Genomic DNA, 25,767 nt, shown 5'->3' on the forward strand with positions numbered 1-25,767 from the left:
AGTTCACGGCGTCAATGCCCGCCGATATAGGCGAACTTGAACAGGAACACGGCGGCGATGACCCAGACCATCGCATGCACTTCCCGTGCCCGGCCGGTGCACAGCTTCAGCACGGCATAGGTGATGAAGCCGAACGCCAGGCCGTTGGCGATCGAGTAGGTGAAGGGCATCGTCAGCGCGGTGACAGCGGCCGGGATCACCTCGGTGGTGTCCTCCCAGTCGAGCTCGACCAGGTCGCGCAGCATCAGGCAGCCCACGAAGAGCAGCGCCGGTGCCGTGGCATACGCCGGCACCGAGCCCGCCAGCGGCGAGATCATCAGGCAGGCGAGGAACAGCAGCGCCACCACCACGGCCGTGAGGCCGGTACGCCCACCAGCCTGCACCCCCGCCGCGCTTTCCACGTAGGCCGTGGTGCTCGAGGTGCCGAGCAGCGAGCCCGCGAAGATCGCGCCGCTGTCGGCCAGGAGCGCCTTGTTCATGCGCTCCATCTTGCCCGGCACCAGCAGGCCGGCGCGCTTGGCCACGCCCATCAGCGTGCCGGTCGCGTCGAACATCTCGACCAGGAAGAAAACCAGCACCACGTTCAGGATGCCGCCCTTGAGCGCGCCCATGATGTCCAGCTGCATGAAGGTGGGCGCGATCGACGGCGGCGCGTCGAACACGCCGTGGAACTTGTTGCCGCCGAAGAAGAACGACAGCACCGTTACCGTGACGATGCCGATCAGGATCGCGCCGCGCACCTTGAGCTTATCTAGCGCCACGATGATCAGGAAGCCCAGCGTGGCCAGGATCACCGGCGCCGAGTGCAGGTCGCCCAGCGTGACGAAGGTGGCCGGCGATGCCGCGACCACGCCGGCGCTCTTGAGCGCGATGAGCGCCAGGAACATGCCGATGCCCACGGTGATCGCCGTTCGCAAGGACTGCGGTATGCCCTGTATGAAAAGCTCCCGCAATCCGGTGACCGTCACGATCAGGAACAGGCAGCCCGAGATGAACACCGCGCCCAGCGCGACCTGCCACGTGTAGCCCATGCCCAGCACCACCACGTAGGCGAAATAGGCGTTCAGGCCCATGCCCGGCGCCATCGCGATCGGGTAGTTGGCATACAGGCCCATGATGAGCGTGCCCAGCGCCGCGATCAGGCAGGTGGCCACGAACACCGCGCCCTTGGGCATGCCCGCGTCCCCCAGGATCGACGGGTTCACGAAGATGATGTAGGCCATCGTCAGGAAGGTGGTGAGCCCCGCGATGACCTCGGTGCGCACGGTGGTGTTGTGCGCGCTGAGCTTGAACACCCGTTCAAGCAGGCCCGAGCCGCTTGCGCTGCCCACAGCCGCGCGCGGACGCGCGGACTCGACATGCCCCGGCGCGCGGGGCTCGGCGCCTTTGGGCGCCTGTTCAAACGAACTCATTTGCTTGTCTCCAGCTGTTGTAGTGGCGGTTTTCATCGTTGCCCCGCTCACGACGCCAGCGCGAACGGGGATCTCTCAGGGATCGGATGTCTCGGGGGCGGCGGGCGGCCGCGCGGCCATGGAGGGTGGCGGGCGCAGCGACGCCGCCACGTCCTTGATGCATTCGCGCAGCCAGCGCGCCGAACTCGACGAATGGGTGCGTTCGTGCCAGAGCTGGTAGTACATGAGGCGCGGCAGCGCCACCGGGCATTCGAGGATCGCCAGCGGCAGCCGCGCCGCGAAGCGCTCGCAGTACTGTCGCCCGGTGGTCAGCACCAGCAGGCTCGAGGCCACCATGTCGGGAATGAGCCCGAAGTGCGCGCAGCGCGCCGTGATGTTGCGCTGCCGGCCCAGCTCGTCGAGCATCTGGTCGATGATGCCGCGCCCGCCCGGGTGCATCGGCGTGGGCGCGATGTGTTCCGCCGCCAGCCAGGTCTCCAGGTCCCAGCCGCGGCGCACCGCCGGATGGTCCTTGTTGACCAGCGACACCACCTCGTCGCCGAACAGCCGCGCCATGTGCAGGTCTTCCGGCGGCTTGAGCCAGTTGCCGATCACCAGATCGACCTGGCCGAGCGCCAGGTGGCCGTGGTAGTCCGAGTCGGGCGTAAGCGCATGGATCTCGATCTGGCACAGCGGCGCGTCGCGCTTGACCTGCGCCACCAGCATCGGCAGGAACAGCGGGTCCATGTAGTCGCTGGCGGCGATGCGGAAGGTGGTGGCGGCCGACTGCGGATCGAAGCCGCGCGCGTCGGAGAACAGCATCTCGGCCGCGCGCAGGATGCTGGCCGCGGGCTCGATCATGCGCAGCCCCGCATCGGTCGGCACCATGCCCGAGCCCGAGCGCACCAGCAGCGGATCGCCCGACAGCTCGCGAAGGCGCTTGAGCGCGGCCGAGACGGCCGGCTGGTACATGCCCAGCCGAATGGCGGCGCGCGAAACGCTGCGGTCGGTCAGCACGGTGTGAAGCACCCGGATGAGGTGCAGATCGATCTTGTCGAAAAGCGCCTGGTCACGCATGGCACTCGCCCCCGGTGTTCGCGCACTTCGTGTCGCTTCGCCCACCCCCTGCCGGGGGCGGCACCCGCGGCCCGGCAAAGCCGGTTCCGCGGAGTTTCGCGAATGGAATCGGGACGTGTGGCATGGGGAGGACTTTGGACATGCGCCAAAGTCTACGAGTGACTATGCGGACTGGACAGCGGTGACGGCGCGAAGAATCGACTCGCTGGTCGCCGGCGCCCTCAGCGGCGGATCGACCTTGTGGTCACCCGCGGCCGACACCGCGTCGCGGATCGCGAAGAACACCGAGAACGGCAGCAAGAGGGGCGGCTCGCCCACGGCCTTGCTGCGGTGGATCGAGTCCTCGAAGTTCTGGCCTTCGAACAGGCGCACGTTGAACACGGGCGGGCAGTCGTTGGCGGTCGGGATCTTGTAGGTGCTGGGCGCGTGCGTGGTGAGCTTGCCGCTTTGCGGATGCCATACCAGCTCCTCGGTGGTGAGCCAGCCCATCCCCTGGATGAAGGCGCCCTCGACCTGGCCGATGTCCACCGCCGGGTTCAGCGACTTGCCCGCGTCGTGCAGGATGTCGGCGCGCAGCAGCTTCCATTCGCCGGTGAGCGTGTCGACGATCACCTCGCTCACCGCCGCGCCGTAGGCGTAGTAGTAGAACGGGCGGCCCTGCATCTTGTCCTTGTCCCAGCTCAGGCCGGGGGTGGCGTAGAAGCCGTCGGACCACAGCTGCTTGCGGTCGAGGTAGGCCTCGCCCACCACGGTGCTGAAGGCCAGCGTCTTGCCGTTGACCTCGACCTTGTCGTTCGCGAAGCGCACCTCGGCGGCCGTGCCGCCGTGGCGCTCGGCCGCGCAGTCGGCCAGGCGCTCGCGGATCTGGCGCGCCGCGTCCTGCGCGGCCTTGCCGTTCAGGTCGGCACCGGTCGATGCGGCCGTGGCCGAGGTGTTGGCCACCTTGGTGGTGTCGGTCGCGGTGACGCGTACGCGCTCGAAGCTCACGCCCAGCTCGTGCGCCACCACCTGCGCCACCTTGGTGTTCAGGCCCTGCCCCATCTCGGTTCCGCCGTGGTTCACGAGGATCGAGCCGTCGGTGTATACATGCACCAGCGCGCCGGCCTGGTTGAAGTGCTTCACGTTGAACGAGATGCCGAACTTCAGCGGCGCCAGCGCCAGCCCGCGCTTGAGCACCACGCTCTTCTTGTTGAAGGCCGCGATGTCCTCGCGCCGCGCGCGGTAGTCGCTGCTGGCTTCGAGTTCGGCCACGAGTTCGTGGACGATGTTGTCGGTCACTGTCTGGCGGTACGGGGTGACGTTGTTCTCCGTCTTGCCGTAGAAGTTGACGCGCCGCACGTCCAGCGGATCGCGCTGGAGCTCGCGGGCCACCGAATCCAGGATGTTCTCGATGGCAATGGCGCCCTGCGGGCCGCCGAAGCCGCGAAACGCGGTGTTGCTCTGCGTGTTGGTCTTGCCCGAGAAGCCGTGCATGGCCACGTTGGGCAGCCAGTAGGCATTGTCGAAGTGGCACAGCGCACGCGTCATCACGGGGCCCGACAGGTCGGCCGAGTGGCCGGCGCGCGAGACCATGGTGATCTCGGCGCCGAGGATGCGGCCCTCGTCGTCGTAGCCCACCTCGTATTCGTACCAGAAGCAGTGGCGACGGCCGGTGACCATGAAGTCGTCGTCGCGGTCCAGCCGCAGCTTCACCGGGCGCTGCAGCTGGCGCGCCGCGATGGCGGCCACGCAGGCGAACAGCGCCGACTGCGATTCCTTGCCGCCGAAGCCGCCGCCCATGCGCCGGCATTCGACATGCACTTCGTTCGACTGCAGGTGCAGCGCATGCGCCACCAGGTGCTGCATTTCGCTGGGGTGCTGCGTCGAGCAGTGGATGTGCAGCGCGCCGCCTTCCTTGGGAATGGCGTAGCTGATCTGCCCCTCGAGATAGAACTGCTCCTGCCCGCCCACGTCGAGCGTGGACTTGTGGCGGCGCGGCGCCTTCGCGATGGCGGCGCGCACGGCGGCCTCGTCGCCTTCGTTGGCACCGCCGCCGCTGCGCACGATGTGCATCGGCGGCACCACGTACTGGCCACGCTCGTGGGCGGCCTGCGGCGTGAGCACGGGCGGCTGCGCCTCGATAGTCAGCGCGTCCTTGGCCTTGGCGGCGGCGCGGCGCGCGGCGTCGCGGGTCTCTGCGATCACCGCGAACACGGGCTGGCCGAGGTAGCGGATCTCGCCGCCGTCGTTCACGGGCAGCAGGATCGGGTCGTCGTGAATGATCGAGCCGCAGTCGTTGGTGCCCGGAATGTCGTCGGCCGTGATGACCGCGACCACGCCCGGCATGGCGCGGATGGCATCCAGCGACAGCGCGGTGACGCGGCCGTTGGCCGCCGGCGACAGGCCCAGCGCGCAGTGCAGCGTGCCGGCGAGCTCGGGAATGTCGTCGATGTAGGTGGCCTCGCCGGCCACGTGCAGGTGCGCCGACTCGTGCGGGCGGCTGATGCCCACGCGCATGCCGCGCTCGTGCGCCAGCGCTTCGGCGCCCACGTCGATGCGCGCGGCGGTGTTGGTCAGGTAGTCGGCAAAGGCCTCGGCGGGTTGCAGCAGGCGGGCGTCGATGGGTTTGTTCATGGTCAGACTCCTGCGGCGGTGGCGGGGGTCGCGTGGGGCATCACGCTCCAGACGCTGGTTTCTTCCAGCGACAGGGCGTCTTCGGCGCGGGTTTCGAGCCAGAGGCGTTGAATGAGGTTCTGGGCGACCTGCAGCCGGTAGTCGGCCGAGGCGCGCATGTCCGACAGCGGCTTGAAATCCTGCGCGAGCGCGAGCTTGGCGGTGGCGACGCTGGCCTGCGTCCACGGCTTGCCGAGCAGCGCGGCCTCGGCGTTCGTGGCGCGCTTGACGGTCGCGGCCATGCCGCCGAAGGCCAGGCGCACGGCCTTCACCGTGTCGCCGCCGGCTTCGAGTTCGATGGCGAAGCCCGCGCACAGCGCGGAGATGTCGCAGTCGAAGCGCTTGCTGATCTTGTAGGCGCGCACCTGGCGCTTCATGGCGGCGTGCGGAACGGCCAGCCCCTGCACGAACTCGCCCGGCTGCAGCTGGTTCTTCATGTAGTCCAGATAGAAGTCGGGCAGCGGCATGCGGCGCACCACGTCGCCGCGGCGCAGCTCGATCTGCGCATCGAGCGACATCAGCACCGGCGGCGAATCGCCGATGGGCGAGCCGTTGGCCACGTTGCCGCCCATGGTGCCGGCATGGCGGATGGGCGGCGAGGCGAAGCGCAGCCACACCTCGGCCAGGCTGGGCACGCGCTCGACCAGCGCGCCGAAGGCCGCCTCCAGCGAGGCGCCGGCGCCGATGTAGAGCTCGCCGCCGTTGTCAGGGCGGTCCTCGATGGCCTTCATCTCGGCCACGTCGCCCACGTAGATGATGTCGCCGAGGTCGCGGAACTGCTTGTTGACCCACAAGCCGACATCGGTCGAGCCGGCCAGCAGCTGGGCGCGGGGCTTCTGCTCGCGCAGGGCGGCCAGCTGGGCCAGGGTCCTGGGGGCGTGGAAGTGGTCCATGCGCGCGCCGAGCGGGGCGGCGTAGCTCAGCGCCGCGCCGTCGTCGCGCAAGGCGGTGAGCGCAGCCACCACGGGCCTGGTGTCCAGGCGCACCGAAGGCAGGTCGAACATGCGCTGGCCGGCGTCCAGGATCGGGCGGTAGCCGGTGCAGCGGCACAGGTTGCCCGACAGGTCGTCGGCCAGCTGCTGGCGGGTGGGCTGCGTGCCCCCGGCCTGGTGGTGTTCGTAGGTGGCCCACAGCGACATCACGAAGCCGGGCGTGCAGAAGCCGCACTGGGAGCCGTGGCAGTCGACCATGGCCTGCTGCACCGGGTGCAGCGTGTGCACCGCGTGCTTGCCGTCCTTGGCCTTCTCGGTCCTGTGGGGCGCGGCCTGGCACTGGGCCTTGAGGTCCTCGACCGTGAACAGGGCCTTGCCGTGCAGGGTGGGCAGGAACTGGATGCATGCGTTGACGGTCTGCAGGCTCAGGCCGTCCACCGCGCCCGGCGCCTGGGGATCGGTGGCCAGTTCTCCGATGACGACGGTGCAGGCACCGCAGTCACCTTCGTTGCAGCCTTCCTTGGTGCCGGTGCAGCGGGCGTCCTCGCGCAGCCAGTCGAGCACGGAACGGGTCGGGTGGACGCCGGTGACGTCGACGATCTTTCCGCGATGGAAGAAGCGGATCGGTTGAATCTTGCTGCTGTCGGTGCTCATGCTTTTGGGGCTCGTGGGGGACCCGTCAGGGGTCAGTCATGGACGTTAGCGGCTTGTCGGGGGTCTTGCATACGGGCAGCCCCATAACGCGTATGTGGGGGCCGGTATGCCACGTACGGGGAAACCCTGGCGCGGGAGCTGCAATTCCCGGGCCAAGCACGGCCCGGGCTGCGCTCAGCCCCGCGCAATGGCCGCCCAGGCGGTGGCGATCAGCGTCGAGCCCGCCGCCGCGAGCAGGCCGCCGACCAGCCACTTGAGCGTGCGCGGCTTGAGCTTGTTGGGCAGGCGATGGTGCAGGCGCGTCGCGCCGTAGACCACCGGCATCGCGCAGCCGGCCAAGAGCGCGGAATACCAGGAGAAATGCCCCGTCGGCACCACGATCACCAGCCGCACGAGCGAGTTGAACCCGAACATCAGCAGCAGCGCGCGGCGCACCAGCTCGCGGTCCAGCGGCTGGCGGTACATGTGGAACACGATGGGCGGCCCGGAGCTGGAGAACAGTCCGCCCAGCACGCCCGACAGCCCGCCGATCACGGCAAAGCTGCGCGGGCCCGACACCGCCGGCAGCGGCCGGCCCTGCATCACCAGCAGCACGGCGCAGCCCAGGATCGACACCCCCAGCAGCCCGCGCAGCCAGTTGACCGCGCCGCCGCTGAGCCAGGTCAGCAGCATGAGACCCACGATCACGCCCACCGTGCTGCCGTTGAGCGCCGGCTTCATGAGCCGCCACGGCACCACGCCAGGCCGGGCACGGAAATAGGTCCATGCGTTCAGGAGGCTCAGCACCGTCGCGGCGTTGGCCGTGTCGCTCACGCTGGCGACGTGGAACACCGACACCAGGCCCAGCAGGATCAGGCTGAATGCAAAACCCGTGAGGTTCTGCGCGTAAGTGGCGAGCGCGACGCAGGCCATGAAGACCAGCACGGGGCCGGCCCCGGAAAGAATCAATTGCACAAACTCGGTCTCGATCTCGGTCTCAGCGCACCAGGTCCCAACCCATCATCAAGGCCGCGAATCCCATCAAGGCGGTGCCGCCCCACCCCAGCCAGCGGATGCGGCGCCCGGAGGTGAACACACCCATCACATTCTCGCGCGTCACGAGGATCATCATCGCCGCCATGATCGGCACCGCGACCACGCCGTTGATCACCGCGCTCCAGTAGAGCGCCTTCATGGGGTCGATGGGCGTGAAATCGAGCGCCGTGCCGACCAGCGTGGCCACCGCGATGATCCCGTAGAACTCCTTGGCTTCGCGCCAGTGCCGCTCCAGGCCCTCTTCCCAGCCGAAGGCCTCGGCCACCGCGTAGGCCGCCGAAGAAGCCAGCACGGGAACGGCCAGCAGCCCGGTGGCGATGATGCCGCCGGCGAACAGCCAGAAGGCGAAGTCGCCGGCCAGCGGGCGCAGCGCCTCGGCGGCCTGCGCGGCGGAGGTCACGTCATGCACGCCGGCCGCATACAGCACCGCCGCGCCCACGACCATCACGAAGAAGGCGATGAGGTTCGAGAAGGTCATGCCCAGCCAGGTGTCCAGCCGCACGCGCTTGAGGTCGCGCCGCACTTCCTGGTCGGTGCCCTTGCGGCCGCCCTTGAGCCGCAGTTCCTCGACCTCCTGCGATGCCTGCCAGAAGAACAGGTACGGGGAAATGGTGGTGCCCAGCAGCGCCACGATCATCATCCAGTAATCGCCGCGCCACTGCAGCTTGGGCACCACCAGGTCGTGCAACACCTGCGCCCAGTGCACCTGCACCACGAACACCGCCGCCACGTACGCGAACAGCGTGAGCGTCAGCCACTTGAGGATGTGGGCCAGCTTGCGGTAGGGCACGAACACCTGCAGCAGCACCGTCACCACCCCGAAGACCAGCGAATGGAAGTGCGCGCCGCCGCCCACCACCAGCTGCAACGCCTCGCCCATGGCGGCGATGTCGGCCGCGATGTTGATGGTGTTGGCCACCACCAGCAGCGACACCAGCACGATCAGGAAGCCGCGCGGCATGTGCTCGCGCAGGTTGGCCGCCACGCCCTTGCCGGTGACCCGGCCGATGCGCGCCGACACGAGCTGGATCGCCACCATGAAGGGCAGCGACAGGAACACGGTCCACAGCAGCCCGGTGCCGAACTGCGCCCCAGCCTGGGTGTAGGTCGCGATGCCGGACGGGTCGTCGTCGGCCGCGCCGGTGACGACGCCGGGGCCGACGTGGCGCAGGAATGAGGGAATGCGTTTCTTCATGTCAGGCCCATGGTGGCACGGCGAGCCTGACCACCGGATGAATGTCCGGCGGCAAGGAGCAAAAAGAGGCGAAGGCGGCTCATGACCGCTCGGAGAACAGCGCCACGATGACCTGGCGCAGCCAGCGGTTGCCGGGATCGGCCTCGAAGCGCTTGCTCCAGTGCAGCGACACCGTGAAGTCGCGCAGCGGAAACGAGGGCTCGACGATGGCGTAGCCGCCTTCTTCCGCAAAGCCGCGCGCAATGTTGCGCGGCATCACCACCGCCAGGTCGGTGGCGCGCACGATGGCCGGCAGCACCATGAAGTGCTCGGTGGTCAGGCGAACCCGGTCCTCCAGGTTCAGCAACTGCAGGATGCGCAGGGTGTCGGCATGCGTGCGCACCGTCACGTAGTCGAGCTCCTGCAGGGCCTCGAGCAGCGCCTGCCCGCTGCGCCGGCGATTCAGGAAAGGATGGTCGCGGCGCAGCAGCACGATGTAGCGGTCGCGCAGCAGCTGGGCGCGCTGGGTGTCCTTCACGCGCGGCAGGAAGCCGAAGGCGAAATCGACCTTGCCGCTGTCGAGCGCGGTGGCGATCTCGCCCGCCGCCAGCGGCATGGTCTCGACGCGCACGCCCGGCGACAGCTCGCGCAGCCGCGCCATCAGCGCCGGCAGGAAGCGCCCCTCACCGATGTCGCTCATGTGGATGCGAAACAGCTTGCGCGAAGCCGCCGGATCGAAGCGCTCCGGCTCGGCCAGCGCCTGCTGCAGCGTGGCCAGCGCGGACTGCACCGACACCGCGAGCCGCTCGGCACGCGGCGTCGGTGTCACGCCGCCTGGAGTGCGGGTGAACAGCGCGTCGCCCAGCAGCAGCCGCAGCCGGGTCAGGCCGTGGCTGGCCGCCGGCTGCGTCAGGCCCAGGGCCTCGGCCGCGCGGCTCACGCTGCGGGACCGGTACACCGCATCGAAGAGCCGCAGCAGGTTCAGGTCGACCGCGTCGATATGCACTGGATTCATATTGGATAGCTGGCTTATTTTATTGAAGTATGGCGGCACCCCGACCACACTGCGGCACACCAAAAAAAAGAGACACGATGGAAGTTTCATTCAGCAAGGAAGTCGAGATGCTGCGCCTCGGCGCCGGCGACACCTTTCACGGCGAGGGCATCCTCGCGATCACCAAGGGCCTGCTGCAGTCGGGCGTGGCCTATGTCGGCGGCTACCAGGGCGCGCCGGTGTCGCACCTGCTGGACGTGATGGTCCAGGGCAAGGCCTACATGGACGAGCTGGGCGTCCACGTGGAGGCCTGCTCCAACGAGGCCTCGGCCGCCGCGATGCTCGGCGCCTCCATCCACTACCCGCTGCGCGGCGCGGTCACCTGGAAATCCATCGTCGGCACCAACGTGGCGGCCGATGCGCTGTCGAACCTGTCGTCGCCGGGCGTCACGGGCGGCGTGCTGATCGTGGTGGGCGAGGACTACGGCGAGGGCGCCAGCGTGATCCAGGAGCGCACGCACGCCTATGCGCTGAAGTCGAGCATGTGCCTGCTCGACCCGCGCCCCGACCTCGGCGTGATGGTGCGCATGGTGGAGGAAGGCTTTCGCCTGTCGGAGAGCTCCAACATGCCCTGCCTGATGGAGCTGCGCATCCGCACCTGCCACGTGCGCGGCAGCTTCGAGTGCAAGGACAACGTGGCGCCCGCCGTCTCCACCCGCGCGCTGATGACCGAGCCGGCCGGCTTCAACTACATGAAGCTCGCGCATCCGCCCGTCACCTTCCGCCACGAGAAGCTCAAGGGCGAGGAGCGCATTCCGGCGGCGCGGCGCTACATCGTCGAGCACGGCCTGAACGAGCTGATGCCCGGGCAACGCCACGCCGACCTCGGCATCGTGGTGCAGGGCGGCCTGTACAACGCGCTGATCCGCAGCCTGCAGCAGCAGGGGCTGGCCGATGCCTTCGGCGAGACCGACATCCCGATCCTCGTGCTCAACGTGACCTATCCGCTGGTGCCCGAGCAGGTGGCCGACTTCTGCGTGGGCAAGCGTGCGGTGCTGGTGGTGGAGGAAGGCCAGCCCGAATACATCGAGCAGGACATCGCCACGCTGCTGCGCCGGCGCGACATCCAGACGCCGCTGCACGGCAAGGACATGCTGCCGTCGGCGGGCGAGTACGGCGTGGAGGTGCTGTCGGGCGGCATCGGCGCCTTTGCCGCGAAGTACATCGCGGCGAGCGAGGCCTCGTCCTCCGCGCAGGCCTGGCTGGCCGGCAACCGCGAGCGCCGCGAGGCCGTCGCGCGCCGCCTGAGCGCGCCGCTGCCCAACCGGCCGCCGAGCTTCTGCATCGGCTGCCCGGAGCGGCCGGTGTTCTCGGCCCTCAAGCTCGCGCAGCAGCAGACGGGGCCGGTGCACATCGCGGCCGACATCGGCTGCCACGCCTTCGGCACCTTCGAGCCGTTCTCGATGGGCCACTCGATCCTGGGCTACGGCATGAGCCTGGCGAGCCGCGCGGGCGTGGCGCCGATGATGAACCGGCGCACCCTGTCGATCATGGGCGACGGCGGCTTCTGGCACAACGGGCTGCTCACCGGCGTGCAGAGCGCGCTGTTCAACGGCGACGACGCGGTGCTGCTGATCTTCAAGAACGGCTACACCTCGGCCACCGGCACGCAGGACATCATCTCGACGCCCGACGACGAAATCAAGGAGCGCGCCGTCGACAAGCAGCAGAGCCTGGTCGACAAGAACCAGACCATCGAGGCCACGCTGAAGGGCCTGGGCGTGCAGTGGATGCGCACCGTGACCACCTACGACGTGGAGCGCATGCGCAGGACGCTGACCGAGGCGCTCACCAGCGACTTCAATGGCCTGAAGGTGGTGATTGCCGAAGGCGAATGCCAGCTCGAGCGCCAGCGGCGCATCAAGCCCTGGATCGCGGGCCTGCTGCGCAAGGGCGAGCGCGTGGTGCGGGTGAAGTACGGCGTCGACGAGGACGTGTGCAACGGCGACCACGCCTGCATCCGCCTGTCGGGCTGCCCCACGCTCACGCTCAAGGACAACCCCGATCCGCTGAAGGTGGACCCGGTGGCCACCGTGATCGACGGCTGCGTGGGCTGCGGCCTGTGCGGCGCCAACGCGCATGCGGCCACGCTGTGCCCGAGCTTCTACCGGGCCGAGGTGGTGCAGAACCCCAAGTGGCATGAACGGCTGCTGCACGGCCTGCGCGGTGCGGTCGTGCGCGCGCTGCAGCCGGCATGAGGGACAAGCACATGGAACAGAACCGTCCCCTCACCCTGCTCGTCTGCGCCCTCGGCGGCGAAGGCGGCGGCGTGCTCACCGAATGGCTGGTCGATACCGCGCGCCATGCCGGCTACGCCGCGCAGAGCACGTCGATCCCCGGCGTGGCGCAGCGCACCGGGGCCACCACCTACTACATCGAAGTGTTCCCCGTGCCGCTCGCCCGGCTCGCCGGCAAGCGCCCCGTGTTCAGCCTGAGCCCGGTGCCGGGCGCGCTCGACGCCATCGTGTCGTCGGAGCTGCTGGAAACCGCGCGCCAGATCGGCAACGGCATGAGCGCGCCGCTGCGCACGCTGGTCATCAGCTCCTCGGCGCGCATCTTCACCACGGCCGAGCGCATGGAGCCGGGTGACGGGCGCGCCGACGCGCAGCGGCTGCTCGACGTGGTCAAGGCCTTCAGCCGCGAGCACCATGTGTTCGACATGAACGCCATCGCGCGCGACAGCGGCACCGTGGTCAGCGCGGTGATGCTCGGCGCCATCGCGGGCAGCGGGCTGTTCCCGTTCCCGCGCGAGGCCTACGAGCATGTGGTGCGCGGCGGGGACACCAGCGCCCCGGAGAAACTGAACAAGATGGCCGCCGCCAGCCTGCGCGGCTTTGCCGCCGCCTTCGAAGCGGTGAACGCACCGCGCGCGCAGGCCGCGTTCGTGAGCAGCGTGCTGGCCAGCGACACGAACGACGCACCGCCCCCGGCCAGCGCCCTGCCGGCCGAACTCGCCCGGCGCTTTCCACCCGCGGTGCACGACATGCTCGCGCTCGGCCACGCTCGCGTGCTCGACTACCAGGACGCGGCGTATGCCGCGCTCTACGCCGACCGGCTGGGCCGCGTGCTCGATGCCGAGCGCACCGCCGACCCGGCCGGCGCACAGGGCTTTGCCATCACGCGGGAGATGGCGCGCTGGCTCGCGCTGTGGATGGCCTTCGACGACATCGTGCGGGTCGCCGCGCTCAAGGGCCGCGCAAGCCGGGCGCAGCGCGTGCGGCAGGAGGTGCGCGCCGGCGACGACGACATCGTGAAGGTCTACGACCACTTCAAGCCCGGCGCGGCGGAATTCGCGGCGCTGCTGCCGGCTTCGCTCTCGCGCCGCGTCACGGCCTGGGACCGGGCCCGCCAAGCGCGCGGCCGGGAGCCGTGGGCGCTGCCGCTGAAGGTGGGCAGCCACTCGGTGTTCGGCATGGCCTCGCTGCGGCTGCTGGCGTCGCTGCGCTGGCTGCGCCGCCGGGGCAGCCGCTTCGCCGAGGAACAGGCGCTGATCGAGCGCTGGCTCGCGGCGGTGGAAGCCGGCACCTGCGAGGCCTGGGCGCTGGGCCACGAACTGGCGCTGTGCGGGCGGCTCATCAAGGGTTACGGCAGCACCAACGAGCGCGGCAAGCACAACCTGCTGCACGTCATCGACGCGCTGGCCGGCCGCACCGCCCTGCCGGCAACGGCGCGAGCCGCCGCGATCGCCGCGGCCCGCGAGGCGGCGCTGGCGGACGAAGGCGGCAAGGCGCTCGACGCCGCGCTGGCGGCGCACGGCGCGGCACCCCGGCCGGTGCAGGCGCAGCCCATCCGCTGGATGAAGCGGCCACCGCCCGCGAAGGCTTGAGGCGAGGCGACCGATGGCCTTGCTGCTCAACGTGGACGACCACCGGCGCCGTGCGCGCCGTGTGCTGCCGCGCCTGGTGTTCGACTATGTCGACGGCGGCGCGGAAGACGAACGCTGCCTGCGGCGCAACCGTGACGCAATCGAAGCGCTGCCGCTCATTCCGGAATGCCTGCGCGACACCACCACGGTGGACACCGGCATCGAACTGTTCGGGCGCCGCTGGCGCGCGCCGTTCGCGGTCGCGCCCATCGGGCTGGCCGGGCTGGTACGGCCGCGCGCCGACGCCTTGCTGGCCGGAGCCGCGCAGGCCGCGCGCGTGCCCTTCATCCTCTCGACCGCATCGAACACCCGCATCGAGGACGTGCGCACCGCCGCGCCCGACGCCACGCTGTGGATGCAGCTCTACGTGATGGGCGAGCGCGCCATTGCCGAACGCATCGTGCGCCGCGCGCGCGCTGCGGGCTTCGAGGCGCTGGTGCTCACGGTCGATGTGCCGGTGAGCGGCCTGCGGGAACGCGACCTGCGCCACGGCTTTCGCGTGCCGATGCGGCTCACGCCCGGCACACTGTTCGACATGGCGCGGCACCCGGCCTGGCTGCTGCGGCTTGCGCGCCACGGCATGCCGCGCTTCGAGAACCTGCTGCCCGATGAAGACGGCGCACCCGTCTCCGCGCAGACGCAGGCCGCGCTGCTCTCGCGCACCATGGACCGCGCGCTCACCTGGGAAAGCCTGGGCTGGCTGCGCAAGCTCTGGGACGGCCCATTGCTCGTCAAGGGCCTGCTGGGCGCGGAAGACGCACGGCGTGCCGTGCGCCACGGCGCCGACGGCATCGTGGTTTCCAACCACGGCGGACGCCAGCTCGACGCCGCGCCGGCCAGCATCGCCGCCCTGCCCGCGATGGTCGACGCCGTGAACGGGCGGATCCCCGTGCTCATGGACGGGGGCATCCGGCGCGGAAGCGACATCGTGAAGGCGCTCGCGCTCGGCGCGCGCGGGGTCCTGGTCGGGCGCGCCCCGGTCTACGGGCTGGCGTGCGACGGCGAGCGCGGTGCGCTGTCGGTGCTGCAGATGCTCATCCAGGAGACCGAACGCACGATGACCCTGCTGGGCGCCACGCAGGTGCGCGAACTCGGCCCGCATCACGTGGACAGGCCTTCGCCGCGTTCGCCCGACGAACAGGAAGGCGTGCCAACGCGACCCAAGGAAAACACGCACGGGAAACCCTCCATTTACCCCGCGCGCGCGACTGCCTAGATTGCTCAACCCAGACGAACACATAACGAAGGAGACCATGACAATCGCCCACCGCCCCCACCGCACGGCACTGGCCCCGGCCGCCGTCGCCATCGCCGCCGCCCTTGCGCTCTGCACGCCCGCCGCGTATGCACAGGACAAGCCCGTGCAGCTCAAGCTGTCGAGCTGGGTGCCCGCGCAGCATCCGCTCAACCCCGCGCTGCAGGCGTGGGCCGATGACATCAAGAAGGAGTCCGGCGGCACCATCACCGCGATCCTGTTTCCGTCGGAGCAGCTCGGCAAGGCCTTCGACCACTACGACATGGCGCGCGACGGCATCGCCGACTTCTCCTACGTGAACCCCGGCTACCAGCCCGGCCGGTTTCCGGTGATGGCCGGCGCGTCGCTGCCCTTCCTGTTCGCCAACGGCAAGGAAGGCTCGGCCGCCATCGACGCCTGGTACCGCAACTACGCGGCCAAGGAAATGAAGGACGTGAAGTACTGCTTCGCCTTCGTGCATGACCCCGGCACCTTCCATTCGCGCAAGAAGATCACCGTGCCCGGCGACGTCAAGGGCCTGAAGGTGCGCCCGGCCACCAGCACCGTGGGCCAGCTCATCACCTCGCTGGGCGGCACCAACGTGCAGGCCTCGGCGCCCGAGTCGCGCGACATGCTGGAGCGCGGCGTGGCCGACGCCATCACCTTCCCGTGGGGCTCCATCGGCCTGTTCGGCATCGACAAGGTGGTGAAGTACCACATGGATGCGCCGCTGTACGTCACCCCCTTCGTGTGGGTCATGAACAAGGGCAAGTACGACGCCATGTCCACCGCGCAGAAGAAGGTGATCGACGACCACTGCACCAGCGAATGGGCGCAGAAGGTGGCCGGGCCGTGGGCCGACTTCGAGTTCGCCGGCCACGCCAAGATGGCGGCGCTTTCGGGCCACGAGATCTACAAGCTCACGCCGGAGCAGCTCGACGCATGGCGCAAGGCCGCGGCGCCCTCGGAAGCGCAGTGGGCCGAGAGCGTGAAGAAGGTCGGCGAAGACCCGAAGGCGGTGATGGATGCGTTGAAGGCCAGCCTCGCCAAGTACAAGTCGGCGCTCTGAGCGATGGCTACCCGGTCCGCCAGCTACATGGACCGCGCGATCAATACGATTGAATGGCTCGCCGCCGTTTTTGTAGGGATCGTCGCGCTCAACATCTTCGTGGCCGTGGTGCTGCGCAAGTTCTTCGACACCTCGATCCCCGACGCCTACGACTTCGGCCGCATGCTGCTGGGGATCCTGATCTTCTGGGGCATCGCGGCCACCAGCTACCGCGGCGGCCATATCACGGTCGACCTCGTGTGGACGGCGGCGGGCCCGCGCATGAAGCGCGCGATCGACGTGTTCGCCACGCTGGTGCTGCTGTTCGTGGTGGCGGTGCAGACCGCCATGCTGTTCGACAAGGTGCGCGGCACCTACGTCGACAACGTGCAGACCTATGACCTGAACATTCCAACCTGGCCGTTCTATGCCGTGGCCTGGGCCGGCGACGTGTGCGCGGTGCTGCTGATCGCGATCCGCACCTACCGGCTGATCTTTCACCCCGAGCAACTCGAAGAAGTTCACGCAGAACAGAAGGCGGACGAATGAGCCCCGATGCAGTGGCAGTGCTGGGCTTCGTCGCCCTGTTCGTATTGATGTTGTTGCGCGTGCCGGTGGGCATGGCGATGGGCCTGGTGGGCGTGACCGGCTACAGCTACCTCGTGGGCCCCGGGCCGGCGCTGAAGCTGGTCGGCCAGACCTCGATGCGCACCGTGACCGACTACACCTTCGGCGTGATCCCGATGTTCATGCTGATGGGCGCGCTGGTGTCGGTGTCGGGCGTGAGCCGCGAGCTCTTCAAGGCCGCCAACTCGATGATCGGCCACCTGCGCGGCGGCCTCGGCGTGGCCACCGTGGTGGCATGCGGCGGCTTCGCTGCGATCTGCGGCTCGTCGGTGGCCACGGCCGCCACCTTCTCCGCGGTGGCGTATCCGGAGATGCGGCGCTTCAACTACCCGCAGTCGTTCTCCACCGGCGTGATTGCCGCGGGCGGCACGCTGGGCGCGATCCTGCCGCCATCGACCGTGCTGGCCGTGTACGCCATCCTCACGCAGCAGGACATCGGCAAGCTGTTCATGGCGGGCATCGTGCCCGGCATCCTGGCGATGGCGATGTACGTGCTGACCATCGCGATCATCGTCAAGCTGCGGCCCGACTGGCTGCCCGGCGGCGAGGTCAAGCCGTGGTCGGAACGCGTGAAGGACCTGAAGAATGTGTGGGCGCCGCTGGTGCTGTTCGTGTTCGTGATCGGCGGCCTGTACGGCGGCTTCTTCACGCCGACAGAGGCGGGCGGCGTGGGTGCGAGCGGTGCGTTCATCCTCGGGCTGGTGCGGCGCAAGCTCGACGGCCCGAAGATCCGCGAGGCGCTGCTGTCGGCCACGCGCACGGCTGCGGCGGTGTTCACGGTGCTGATCGGCGCGCTGCTGTTCGGCTACTTCCTCACCATCACGCAAAGCCCGCAGAAGCTCACCGAGTTCCTCACCGGCCTGGGCATCGGCCGCTACGGCGTGCTCGCGCTCATCATGCTGATGTACCTGGTGCTCGGCTGCCTGATGGACGCGATGGCGATGATCATCCTGACCGTGCCCATCATCTACCCGGTGATCGTGCACCTGGGCTTCGACCCCATCTGGTTCGGCGTGATCATCGTGATGACGGTGGAGCTGGGGCTGATCCATCCACCGGTGGGCATGAACGTGTTCGTCATCAAGAGCGTGGTGAAGGACGTGAGCTTCACCACCATCTTCAAGGGCGTGCTGCCGTTCATCGTGACCGACATCGTGCGCCTGGTGATCCTGATCGCGTTCCCGATCATTGCCTTGTGGCTGCCGACGAGAATGGGCTGATGAGCAACAGCAACAACGTCAAGGAAGTCGTCTACACCGCGCGCGTCGAGTTCGGCGACTGCGACCCCGCCGGCATCGTCTGGTTTCCCAACTTCTTCCGCTGGATCGACGCGGCCTCGCGGCACTTCTTCGCCGAGTGCGGCGTGCCGCGCTGGGAAGAAACCACGCAGACGCTGGGCGTGATCGGCACGCCGCTGGTCGACACGCACACGCGCTTCGTCAAGGCCGCAAGCTACGGCGACACGCTGCAGATCGCGGTGCGCATCAAGGAATGGCGCGAGAAGAGCTTCGTGCAGACCTATCGCGTCACGCGCGGCGACGACCTGATCCTCGAGTGCGAGGAGGTAAGGATCTTCGCGGCGAAGCGTGAAGGCGGCGGGATCCGGGCGGTGCAGATTCCGCCGTCGATCCGGGTGCTCTGCGAGTAGCCTTCAGCGCGCCTCGGCCTGAAGCTTCGCGAGCAGGCCATCGACGCCATGGTCGATCAGGTCGAAGACTTCGACGAAGTCTTTCTGGCCGCCGTACCAGGGGTCGGGCACGTCGCCGTCGATGCCGTCAGCGAACTCCGTGAACAGATGGATCTTGCCCTCCGTGCCAGCAGGCGCGAGCCTGCGCAGCGCGGCGCAATGCTGGGCCGTCATGCCAATGATCAGGTCGAAGCGCTCGAAGTCGGCCTTGCGCACCTGACGCGCGCGGTGCGCATGCATCTCGATGCCGCGGCGCCTGGCCTCGGCTACCGAGCGCGGGTCGGGCGGATTGCCGCGCTCCTCGTCGGAGATGGCGGCGCTGTCGACATCGACATCGAAGCCGGCCGCGCGGGCCTTGTGCATGAGGAGTACGTGGGCCGTGGGCGAGCGGCAGATGTTGCCGGTGCACACTAGTAAAACTGACATTGCTTCATCACACCACAATCACCTAGCGCCAGCAAGTCTCCACAGTCCCGGGGGTGTCGGCAGCCATGCCCTTCTTGCCCCTGGCATCCAAGGTGAAGTCACCGCATTTCGGATCAGACTTCGCGCGCTCCGCTTTGAGTACGTAGCCTCCATCACTGCCATCTTTGGCCATGCTTACGGTCAGCGTGTAGTAACCGTTTTGAGATGCCGCGCCATTCGGCAGCTTCAGATTGCTCACCATGCCGGTGTAGCTTCCATTCTGCGCCCTCCACCGCTCCTGGCGCGCGGCTGCGTCGTTGAGCAGGTTCTGCGCCTCCACTCGTCGAGACCGCAGCACATACTCGGTGTATGACGGGTACGCAATCGCCGCCAGGATGCCGACGATGGCCACTGTGATCATCAGCTCGATCAGGGTGAAGCCCTTTTCAGCATTGCGCACTGGTTTCTCCTTCACAGACATTTTTTTTCGTCATTTGGGCGGGTTGGGCGGCTGCTTGCGCCAACTCTGACGACCGAATTGCAATCCATGGTTGACTCGCCGTTCGGCGTTCCGGCTGGGGTCAAACACCCGCTCCGCGCGAATGGTCTGCTTGCCTGCTCCCGTTCCCGTGCCATTGACCTGGCCATGCCCCGCCCCCAACGCATCAGCGGCATTGAAGACCCCGTCGCCATTCATGTCGAACACGACGTAGTTCGTGCGGCCGCCACCGTTGGGGTCAATGCCGTAGATCGTGCCGCTCATGCCTGCCGCGCAAGGGTCCTCTGCAGTCCGCACCGAAGAAAGGAACAGCCCCTTGCCGTACAGCGTCATCTCGTAGACCACCTTCTCCCCGTTGCGCGGCAGGTCCACGACCCAGCCCCACTTCTCGACATCGGAGTCCCGCTTGCCGGTGGCGTTGGCCCTGTACCAACGAACCGCGTTGTTCGTCAGGGAGAAGCTGCCCGAGCCCGCCACCAGTTCAGCGAAGGACTGGCTTTGCAGATCGGCGCGCAACTTGGACGCGGTCGGCAACGAGGTGGGCGCCGTCGCCCCCGCGTCTGCGTAGCGATCCCAAATTCCATAGACGGTCTGCTTTTGCGTGCTGCTCTTGTCGCTGCTCGTCAACAGGCGGCCTGTACCGAAGATCACCAGCTTGCCCTTTCCCGTCGGATGGGGCACTACGTAGGGCGCCGCAGTGATGGCCTGGCGCTTGCCGTCCACGTCCGCATCCTTTGCGGTGAAGAGCTTCTTCACCGTCCACGCCGAGATATCGCCGCTGCTCATGTCAAAGCGCCACACATTGCCCGCCAGGTCCCCTGCATAGGCCACGTCCACCTTGCCGTCCCGGGTGTGATCGACGGCGGACACGCGCGACAGCCCATTGCCCAGAGGCATCGAAGCCGTCAGCTCGGCGGCAGTCATGCCGCCATCCAGATCGAAGCGCCGCAGCACATCGCCGTTGGCTATGTCCAGCACGAACAGGCTGGCGCCGCCACCACTCGCCGTGCTGTTTCCCCCCTGATAGCCGCCAGGAACCAGTGCGACCCATTTACCTTTGCCAAGCGCAGGATCGTTCAGGCGAGCAATGGTCGGCTGCGGCAGCGAATTGCCCATGCTGGAATTCTGATCGGAGCCGAACTCCCACAGCAGTCGCGGCGAGGCGGGATCGGTGACGTCCAGCGCGAACACCTGCCTGCCGCCGGCGCCCAGGCTGCCGATCAACACCTTATGCCACGCATTGCCGAAATACACGTCCGAGGCGACAGGCGTGCCATCCACGTAGTAGCGGTGGGGCGTGCCGTCCTTCTTGCCGTAATCGAACATGGTGAGCGTGTTCAATTTGTTGCGCATCGCCGTGGGAATGAAGGCGAACTCCTCCATGCCGTTCTCGGCGCGGAAGGCATGGAGCATGCCGTCGTTCGCGCCCACATAGATCATCTCGGGCTTTCCCGCCTGGTCGGAAACGAAAGCCGCATAGTTGCTGCCTTTGCCTTCCAGAGCGTCCGCCGCGCCCGCTCGGTAGAGCGCGCCCCTCACGCGCAACGGCGAGGAATTGACGATGTCACCCAGTATGTTGGGCCTTCCGTTGGCCAGGCTCTTGCGGGTACGGAACAATCTGTTCTCACCGCGCAGAAAGCCGATGCGCTCCTCGGCCTTTGCATCCGCCTGGTTGCTCGCCGGGTTCCTGTTGAGCGCCGTGAGCCAGGCAGCATCGGCCGGCTGCCCGTTGATGCCCGCAAAGGTGAAGGGACGCAAGGTCGGCGTGGCGCTTCCGGCGCCGGCATACAGGATGTTTCGGGGTGTCCCGCGGCTGGATAGCTGGTCCGCCGCGCTCCACTGCCGCTCGTAATTCAAGCCGTTGGTGGCGCTTTCGGTGAGCTTCTCGCGGATCACATCGCCGATCCAGCCATCGGCCTCGAAGTGGGTGCGATAGATGTCGGCCCCCGCAGCGATCGTGCCGCCGGGCATGTCCACGGACACTGCCGTCACCGAGTTGTTGTTCTGCAGGATGTCATTGAAGGCTTTGGTCATCTGCGCCTTCAGCGTGGTCGCGTTGGTGACCAGGAAATAGTTGTCCGGATCGCCCTTGACGGAGGCAGGATTGCGCCCCGGCATGCCGTACTTGGCGGCGTACCACAACGGGTCCTTGAGGAAACTGCCTGAAGAGTTGGCCGTACTGGGAGTGAAAGTGCGGCTGGCCGAGAGTGGCAGGCCGATGCACTCCAGGGCGTAGGGTCGTCCCATGCAATAGCCAGGACTGCGGCCGGGAGGCGTATTCAGCGCGTAATACACCGATGCCGTGTCCTTGTCACGCACCTCCAGATACATGCCGTCCTGGGTGGTGCCCGAGATCACATAGCCCATGTGCTGGCCGATGGTGCCGGCCCCATATTCGGACTGCATGTCGACCTTGACGGTACCGTTCGCCTGCAGCGAAACGGCGTAGCTCGAAATGGCATCCATGTCGTGGTCGGCGCCCTGCTCCACGTCCTCGTAGTTGATGCGGAACTCGGCATAGGGACGCCCTTCGTTGATGCTGGCGTTCTTGTCGGCCGAGCCGGTGTTGGCGATTCGGTCCACGTAGTAGTCCAAGATCTGGTTGGTAGGTGCAAAACGCGTGGGATCGATGCCGAAGCCAGTCACGGACTTGGCAAAGGGGGAGATCGTCACGAACCAGCCACCGGGCACGGGGAAGCGAATCTCCGGCAGCGGGGACGCAATGGCGACCGAATAAGTCATCAGCCGGTTCTTGCCTTTGGCATTGCCGAAAACCGCATTGTTGGCGGCGAAGCGCGAGACCCCGGCGGAGTAGAAACTGCCTTCCTTGCTGGGCTCTTGAGGCGACAGGCCACGCACCCAGGAAAGATCGTCGACCGTTTTCACCGACGGCGCGCCGTTGGCGTTGGTCGAGTTCGACTGGCCGATGAAGAAATTCTTGCCGTGGATGCCCTCGGCCGCGCCGATGGCCTGCACCTCGCTGGCCACATTGAACCCGCCCAGGGCATCCGCATTGACTGCAATGGACTGGAAACGGCTGCCCGGCATCTTCGTGTCGTACGAGGGATTGATGTCGCTGAGCACTGTCATCACGGGCCGTGCGCAATGCTGGTAGCCGCCGCCACCGGCAGTCTTTGCCGCATAGGGCGACACCCAGTCGGGCTTCGAGAGATTCAGGGGATTCGCACTGTCCTTGGCGCCGCTGCCGTAGTCATACTGGCGATGCGCACCTGATGCACCGCTGAAATAGCGCATCGTCTCGAACATCATCTCGCCCACCGGGTTGCCCCACATCGCGCACATCGATGGATCGGTCTTGCCGCTGATGGGCCCGTCGGTGATCCAGTCGCACTCGTTGTACCCGCTGCCGTTGAAGCCGATCAAACGCAGCCGGTCGATGTTGGCGACGACGCCGGCAACGTTGGTTCGGAACACGCCCGTCTGCGGATCGACCTCATCCGCAAAGCTGCTCATGTTGCGCCGCAGGATGCCGCCCGCAATGTTCTTCTGGTACGAGCCCGAGAGCAGCCCGAAGTACATCGTGTTGTTCTCGCCGAAGTCGTGCAGCAAGCCGGTCGGCTTGTGGATGGCGGTGCCGCCGTTGTTCGGATAGGACTTGCAGCTGGTTTCACGCAGCGCTGCGTTGGTGCTGGCGCATGCCTCCACACGGATCTTGTGGGTCGCGATGGTGCTGGCGGGCCGCGTGAGCTTCAGCGCCAGCCCCCAGCTGTCGTCGCCGGTTGCCTCGACGTGGCGGAATCTCACCGTCTTCCAGCCTGTCGTCGCGAAGGTGATGTCCTGGCGGCTCTTCAGGCCCTTCTGGCTGCGGTCGGCGCTGTTGCTGCCATACCTGCCCCAGCGTGTGCCATCGATGGTGGCCTCCACGGCGTCGTCCCCATCGACTGCGAAGGTATAGGTCCCTGCAGTCGAAACGTAGATCTCACCATCGATCTGCGTCAGGTAGTTCTCATCGGAGCAACCATTGCTACCGCTGAAAGGGTTGTTGCCTGCACCGGTGGTGTCGATCACGCTGATCGCGCTCGAACCGCACCTGTTGGCGTTGGTCCCATTCGCGGTGAAGAAACTATCCATATCCGACCCGTTCCTTGGTATCCACGCGTAGTTCGTCTTCTTCCACGTCGTGATGGTCAGACCGCGATAGGCATTGCCGGGCAACATCTCGAAGGCCTCCCTCCCATTGCCGGTCTCGCACGCCGCCCCGCCCAAACAAAGGTCCTGCCCGGCGGTCCCTTCCTTGGACACCCAGTCCCAGATCTGGAACTTCGAGTCGTTGAGGACTCGCAGACGGGGAATCGCGTTGTCGCCGCTTTCGCCCAACGTGGTCACCGCGAAGAGATGGCGGGTACCGCTCGCCGGCTGCGTCAGCGGCGCGTAGTCGCTGATGTTGTAGACGGCGCCGTCGCGAACGGGGTCGTAGGCCTTGCCCCAGGCGTGGGCGTCACGAGGCACATAAGCCGCCTGCAGGACAGTGCTGCTGGTGGTGTCGGTCACCCGCATTCCGCCATAGAGCACCCGGCGGATGGCATCCATGCGCGACGTGGCGAGATAGTTGAGGAAGTCGCCGCTCCAGCGGGTTCCGCCGGCACAGATCTTTTTCCTGGCACCGGTGGCGGCATCGACGGGCGAGAACTTGTCGTTGGCGTACTCGTAGCAGGCGTTGTTGTTGAAGTAGCCGTAGTAGTCGATCTGGTTTGGCTTGTAGCCCACGTCGATCACGCCGTCGCCGTTCAGGTCGGAGGCGTCGTTGTAGGCCTCGTAGTAGAGCTTGTGGTCGCGCCCCATCACCAGCATGTTCAGCGGCGGATTGCCTTCGCTCACGAACAGCGGCGTCTGTGCCAGAGCCGTGTCTCCATTGTCCTGCGCAGTCGCAAGATGGTGGCCGAGCAGCATCGCCGCCGCGGCTGCCAGCAAGCCGACCGTGTGGAAGAGACGAAAAGGTGAGCGGGTTGAACGTGTGGAGCGAGCCATCGCAGCCCTCCTCGACTATTTGATGAACAGATTGACCGTGGAGCGCAGGCAGAACGCATCCGGACCGCAGGTTTGCACGGTGCCTTCCGCGGTTGCCTGGGCGTTGAGTTCGTAGAACTCGGTGCAACCGGTGCTTGCGGCTTCGAGTGCCGATGTGGCGCTCGAACCCTCGGGGCATACGGTGGAGATGTAGCGGGGATACCAGAAGCCGTAAGGGTTCTTGAAGCCGGTCGCCTTGGTATTGACGGTGAACGAAGTGTTCAAGCCGAGCGTATCGGTGCGTGCATCCGAGACATAGCAAGGCTTATTGGCACTGTCCACAGGGCTGGTCGCGCTCTCGGCACATTTGGCGAGCGACAAGCCGTGCATCTGGATGGCTCGCTCGCCCTCTCGCAACGCGCCGTCCGCCGTTTCCTGCAGCTTCTGGCTTTCGAGCACATTGCCGGCGATGCGCGACTCAAGCGTGATGGTGCGCATTCCAACCACGGCCAAGACCAGCACCAGCAGCATCATGATGATGGCGACGAACAGCGCTGCGCCGCGCTGGCGCACCCATCCGGCAGAAGATGAGGTGTGGCGGGCGCTCATGGCATCAGGTTTCTCAGGGTGAGGGAGCCGCTCGCCAGTTGGTAGAGCTGGCCTTTGCTGGTGTCGCAACTGGTGCGGGCACCGCCGACGGCTTCCCAGCGGGTGCATGCAGAGGAGCTCATGCCCCCGGTGACCCTTTCTGTCGAACTCGCCAGCAAGATGGCATAGCGCAACGACCTGATGGCGTCGTCCGCCGCTGGCGTGCCGGTCTTGAACTCTTCTACACGCCGCTCGGCCAACGAGTCTGTGCCCTTGCCGACTCCGAACTCGAAGAACACACCGCGCACACCGTCGGCTACTTCTTTCTTAGCCGTGGCCTGGCTTCCGGCTTGGCAGGCCAGCGCGCCCTGGCTGAGGAAGTACTTTTCCACGAACAGGCCCGCACCCAACGCTGGCGCGGGTGGCGCTTCATAAGCCTTCAGGCCGGCGACGCCGGCCGACGAACCGGCGCAGTCTTTTTCGTTGTTGTCTCGCGGCTGGTAGCGGATGCACAAGGTGCTCGTGTCGATTGCGTAGATGGCCTGGCCCGCGGTGAACCGGCAGCTGTTGGGATGCGCGGCGTCGTCCGCGGGAAAGGCCTTTTCCATTGCCTGCGTCGGATCGCGCCGATAGCCGGCTTTCGTGAACTCGTTCTCCAGCGTTCCCAGCGCATAGCGGCTGTTGCCGAGGTTCTCGCTCTGACTGATGCGGAAACCGAAGTTGCGCAAGCCTTCCATGTAGATCGTGGTGGCGATCAGGACGACTACAAGGCCCACGGCCATCGCCACCATGAGCTCTACCAGCGAGAGGCCTTGCTCGGCGTCAAGGGAGCGGCGGATGACGCTGCCATGGGTCCGCGAACATGTGTGCGACACAG

Annotated in this window: 19 protein-coding genes; 7 read left to right on the forward strand and 12 right to left on the reverse strand. The window is 67.2% G+C overall.

Annotated elements, in window-relative coordinates:
- Positions 1 to 11 precede the first annotated feature (11 nt).
- The 7 genes from WIX39_RS29935 to WIX39_RS29965 all read right to left on the reverse strand — a co-directional run bounded on the left by WIX39_RS29935 (position 12) and on the right by WIX39_RS29965 (position 9,930).
- Positions 12 to 1,412 carry an NCS2 family permease gene (locus WIX39_RS29935; RefSeq protein WP_081268960.1) on the reverse strand — a complete coding sequence of 467 codons (1,401 nt, stop codon included), beginning with the start codon at positions 1,410 to 1,412 and terminating at the stop codon, positions 12 to 14.
- 75 nt (positions 1,413 to 1,487) lie between these two features.
- The gene (locus WIX39_RS29940) at positions 1,488 to 2,468 is read right to left on the reverse strand and encodes a LysR family transcriptional regulator (protein ID WP_081268961.1); all 981 of its coding nucleotides are present in this window, start codon (positions 2,466 to 2,468) and stop codon (positions 1,488 to 1,490) included.
- Between the two features lie 162 nt (positions 2,469 to 2,630).
- The gene (xdhB, locus tag WIX39_RS29945; RefSeq protein ID WP_409196749.1) at positions 2,631 to 5,081 is read right to left on the reverse strand and encodes a xanthine dehydrogenase molybdopterin binding subunit; all 2,451 of its coding nucleotides are present in this window, start codon (positions 5,079 to 5,081) and stop codon (positions 2,631 to 2,633) included.
- Between the two features lie 2 nt (positions 5,082 to 5,083).
- Complete coding sequence (gene xdhA / locus WIX39_RS29950) at positions 5,084 to 6,706, reverse strand: xanthine dehydrogenase small subunit (RefSeq protein ID WP_081268963.1); 1,623 nt, start codon at positions 6,704 to 6,706, stop codon at positions 5,084 to 5,086.
- 174 nt (positions 6,707 to 6,880) lie between these two features.
- Positions 6,881 to 7,660 (reverse strand): sulfite exporter TauE/SafE family protein, encoded by a 780-nt coding sequence (locus WIX39_RS29955; protein WP_081268964.1) that lies wholly within the window; start codon positions 7,658 to 7,660, stop codon positions 6,881 to 6,883.
- A gap of 22 nt (positions 7,661 to 7,682) precedes the next feature.
- Positions 7,683 to 8,936: an NRAMP family divalent metal transporter gene (locus WIX39_RS29960; protein ID WP_081268965.1), complete on the reverse strand. Its 1,254-nt coding sequence runs from the start codon at positions 8,934 to 8,936 to the stop codon at positions 7,683 to 7,685.
- 79 nt (positions 8,937 to 9,015) lie between these two features.
- Positions 9,016 to 9,930 (reverse strand): LysR family transcriptional regulator, encoded by a 915-nt coding sequence (locus tag WIX39_RS29965; RefSeq protein ID WP_409196750.1) that lies wholly within the window; start codon positions 9,928 to 9,930, stop codon positions 9,016 to 9,018.
- Positions 9,931 to 10,007: 77 nt separating this feature from the next.
- Between WIX39_RS29965 and WIX39_RS29970 the strand changes: the two genes are divergently transcribed.
- From WIX39_RS29970 to WIX39_RS30000, 7 genes are read left to right on the forward strand one after another with little or no spacing between them, the layout of a single operon-like run.
- Positions 10,008 to 12,167, forward strand: a complete 2,160-nt coding sequence (locus WIX39_RS29970) for an indolepyruvate ferredoxin oxidoreductase subunit alpha (protein ID WP_285413638.1) — start codon at positions 10,008 to 10,010, stop codon at positions 12,165 to 12,167.
- Positions 12,168 to 12,178: 11 nt separating this feature from the next.
- Positions 12,179 to 13,795, forward strand: a complete 1,617-nt coding sequence (locus WIX39_RS29975) for an indolepyruvate oxidoreductase subunit beta family protein (protein ID WP_285413639.1) — start codon at positions 12,179 to 12,181, stop codon at positions 13,793 to 13,795.
- 13 nt (positions 13,796 to 13,808) lie between these two features.
- Positions 13,809 to 15,050, forward strand: a complete 1,242-nt coding sequence (locus WIX39_RS29980) for an alpha-hydroxy acid oxidase (protein ID WP_081269352.1) — start codon at positions 13,809 to 13,811, stop codon at positions 15,048 to 15,050.
- Between the two features lie 37 nt (positions 15,051 to 15,087).
- The gene (locus WIX39_RS29985) at positions 15,088 to 16,137 is read left to right on the forward strand and encodes a TRAP transporter substrate-binding protein (protein ID WP_285413640.1); all 1,050 of its coding nucleotides are present in this window, start codon (positions 15,088 to 15,090) and stop codon (positions 16,135 to 16,137) included.
- Between the two features lie 3 nt (positions 16,138 to 16,140).
- A complete protein-coding gene (locus WIX39_RS29990) occupies positions 16,141 to 16,665 on the forward strand; it encodes a TRAP transporter small permease (RefSeq protein ID WP_234383038.1) in 525 nt (174 codons plus the stop codon).
- The gene (locus tag WIX39_RS29995) at positions 16,662 to 17,963 is read left to right on the forward strand and encodes a TRAP transporter large permease (RefSeq protein WP_106938120.1); all 1,302 of its coding nucleotides are present in this window, start codon (positions 16,662 to 16,664) and stop codon (positions 17,961 to 17,963) included. Before WIX39_RS29990 ends, WIX39_RS29995 begins: the two co-directional genes overlap by 4 nt.
- Positions 17,963 to 18,391, forward strand: a complete 429-nt coding sequence (locus WIX39_RS30000; protein ID WP_081269349.1) for an acyl-CoA thioesterase — start codon at positions 17,963 to 17,965, stop codon at positions 18,389 to 18,391. The genes WIX39_RS29995 and WIX39_RS30000 overlap by 1 nt, the downstream gene beginning before the upstream one ends.
- 3 nt (positions 18,392 to 18,394) lie before the next feature.
- Here the strand turns inward: WIX39_RS30000 and WIX39_RS30005 are convergent, their stop codons facing one another.
- The 5 genes from WIX39_RS30005 to WIX39_RS30025 are packed head-to-tail and all read right to left on the reverse strand — an operon-like array spanning position 18,395 to position 25,765.
- The gene (locus WIX39_RS30005; protein ID WP_409196751.1) at positions 18,395 to 18,856 is read right to left on the reverse strand and encodes a low molecular weight protein-tyrosine-phosphatase; all 462 of its coding nucleotides are present in this window, start codon (positions 18,854 to 18,856) and stop codon (positions 18,395 to 18,397) included.
- Positions 18,857 to 18,878: 22 nt separating this feature from the next.
- Positions 18,879 to 19,295, reverse strand: coding sequence for a type IV pilin protein (locus WIX39_RS30010; protein ID WP_409196752.1), 417 nt, complete (start codon positions 19,293 to 19,295; stop codon positions 18,879 to 18,881).
- A 30-nt stretch (positions 19,296 to 19,325) separates the two neighbouring features.
- Complete coding sequence (locus WIX39_RS30015; protein ID WP_409196753.1) at positions 19,326 to 24,323, reverse strand: pilus assembly protein; 4,998 nt, start codon at positions 24,321 to 24,323, stop codon at positions 19,326 to 19,328.
- Between the two features lie 15 nt (positions 24,324 to 24,338).
- Entirely contained in the window at positions 24,339 to 24,911 is a 573-nt protein-coding gene (locus tag WIX39_RS30020) for a pilus assembly PilX family protein (RefSeq protein ID WP_409196754.1), read from the reverse strand.
- Entirely contained in the window at positions 24,908 to 25,765 is an 858-nt protein-coding gene (locus WIX39_RS30025) for a PilW family protein (protein WP_409196887.1), read from the reverse strand. Before WIX39_RS30025 ends, WIX39_RS30020 begins: the two co-directional genes overlap by 4 nt.
- Between the last annotated feature and the right edge of the window lie 2 nt (positions 25,766 to 25,767).

The organism is Variovorax sp. AB1(2024), assembly GCF_037482385.2.
Taxonomy (GTDB): domain Bacteria; phylum Pseudomonadota; class Gammaproteobacteria; order Burkholderiales; family Burkholderiaceae_C; genus Variovorax.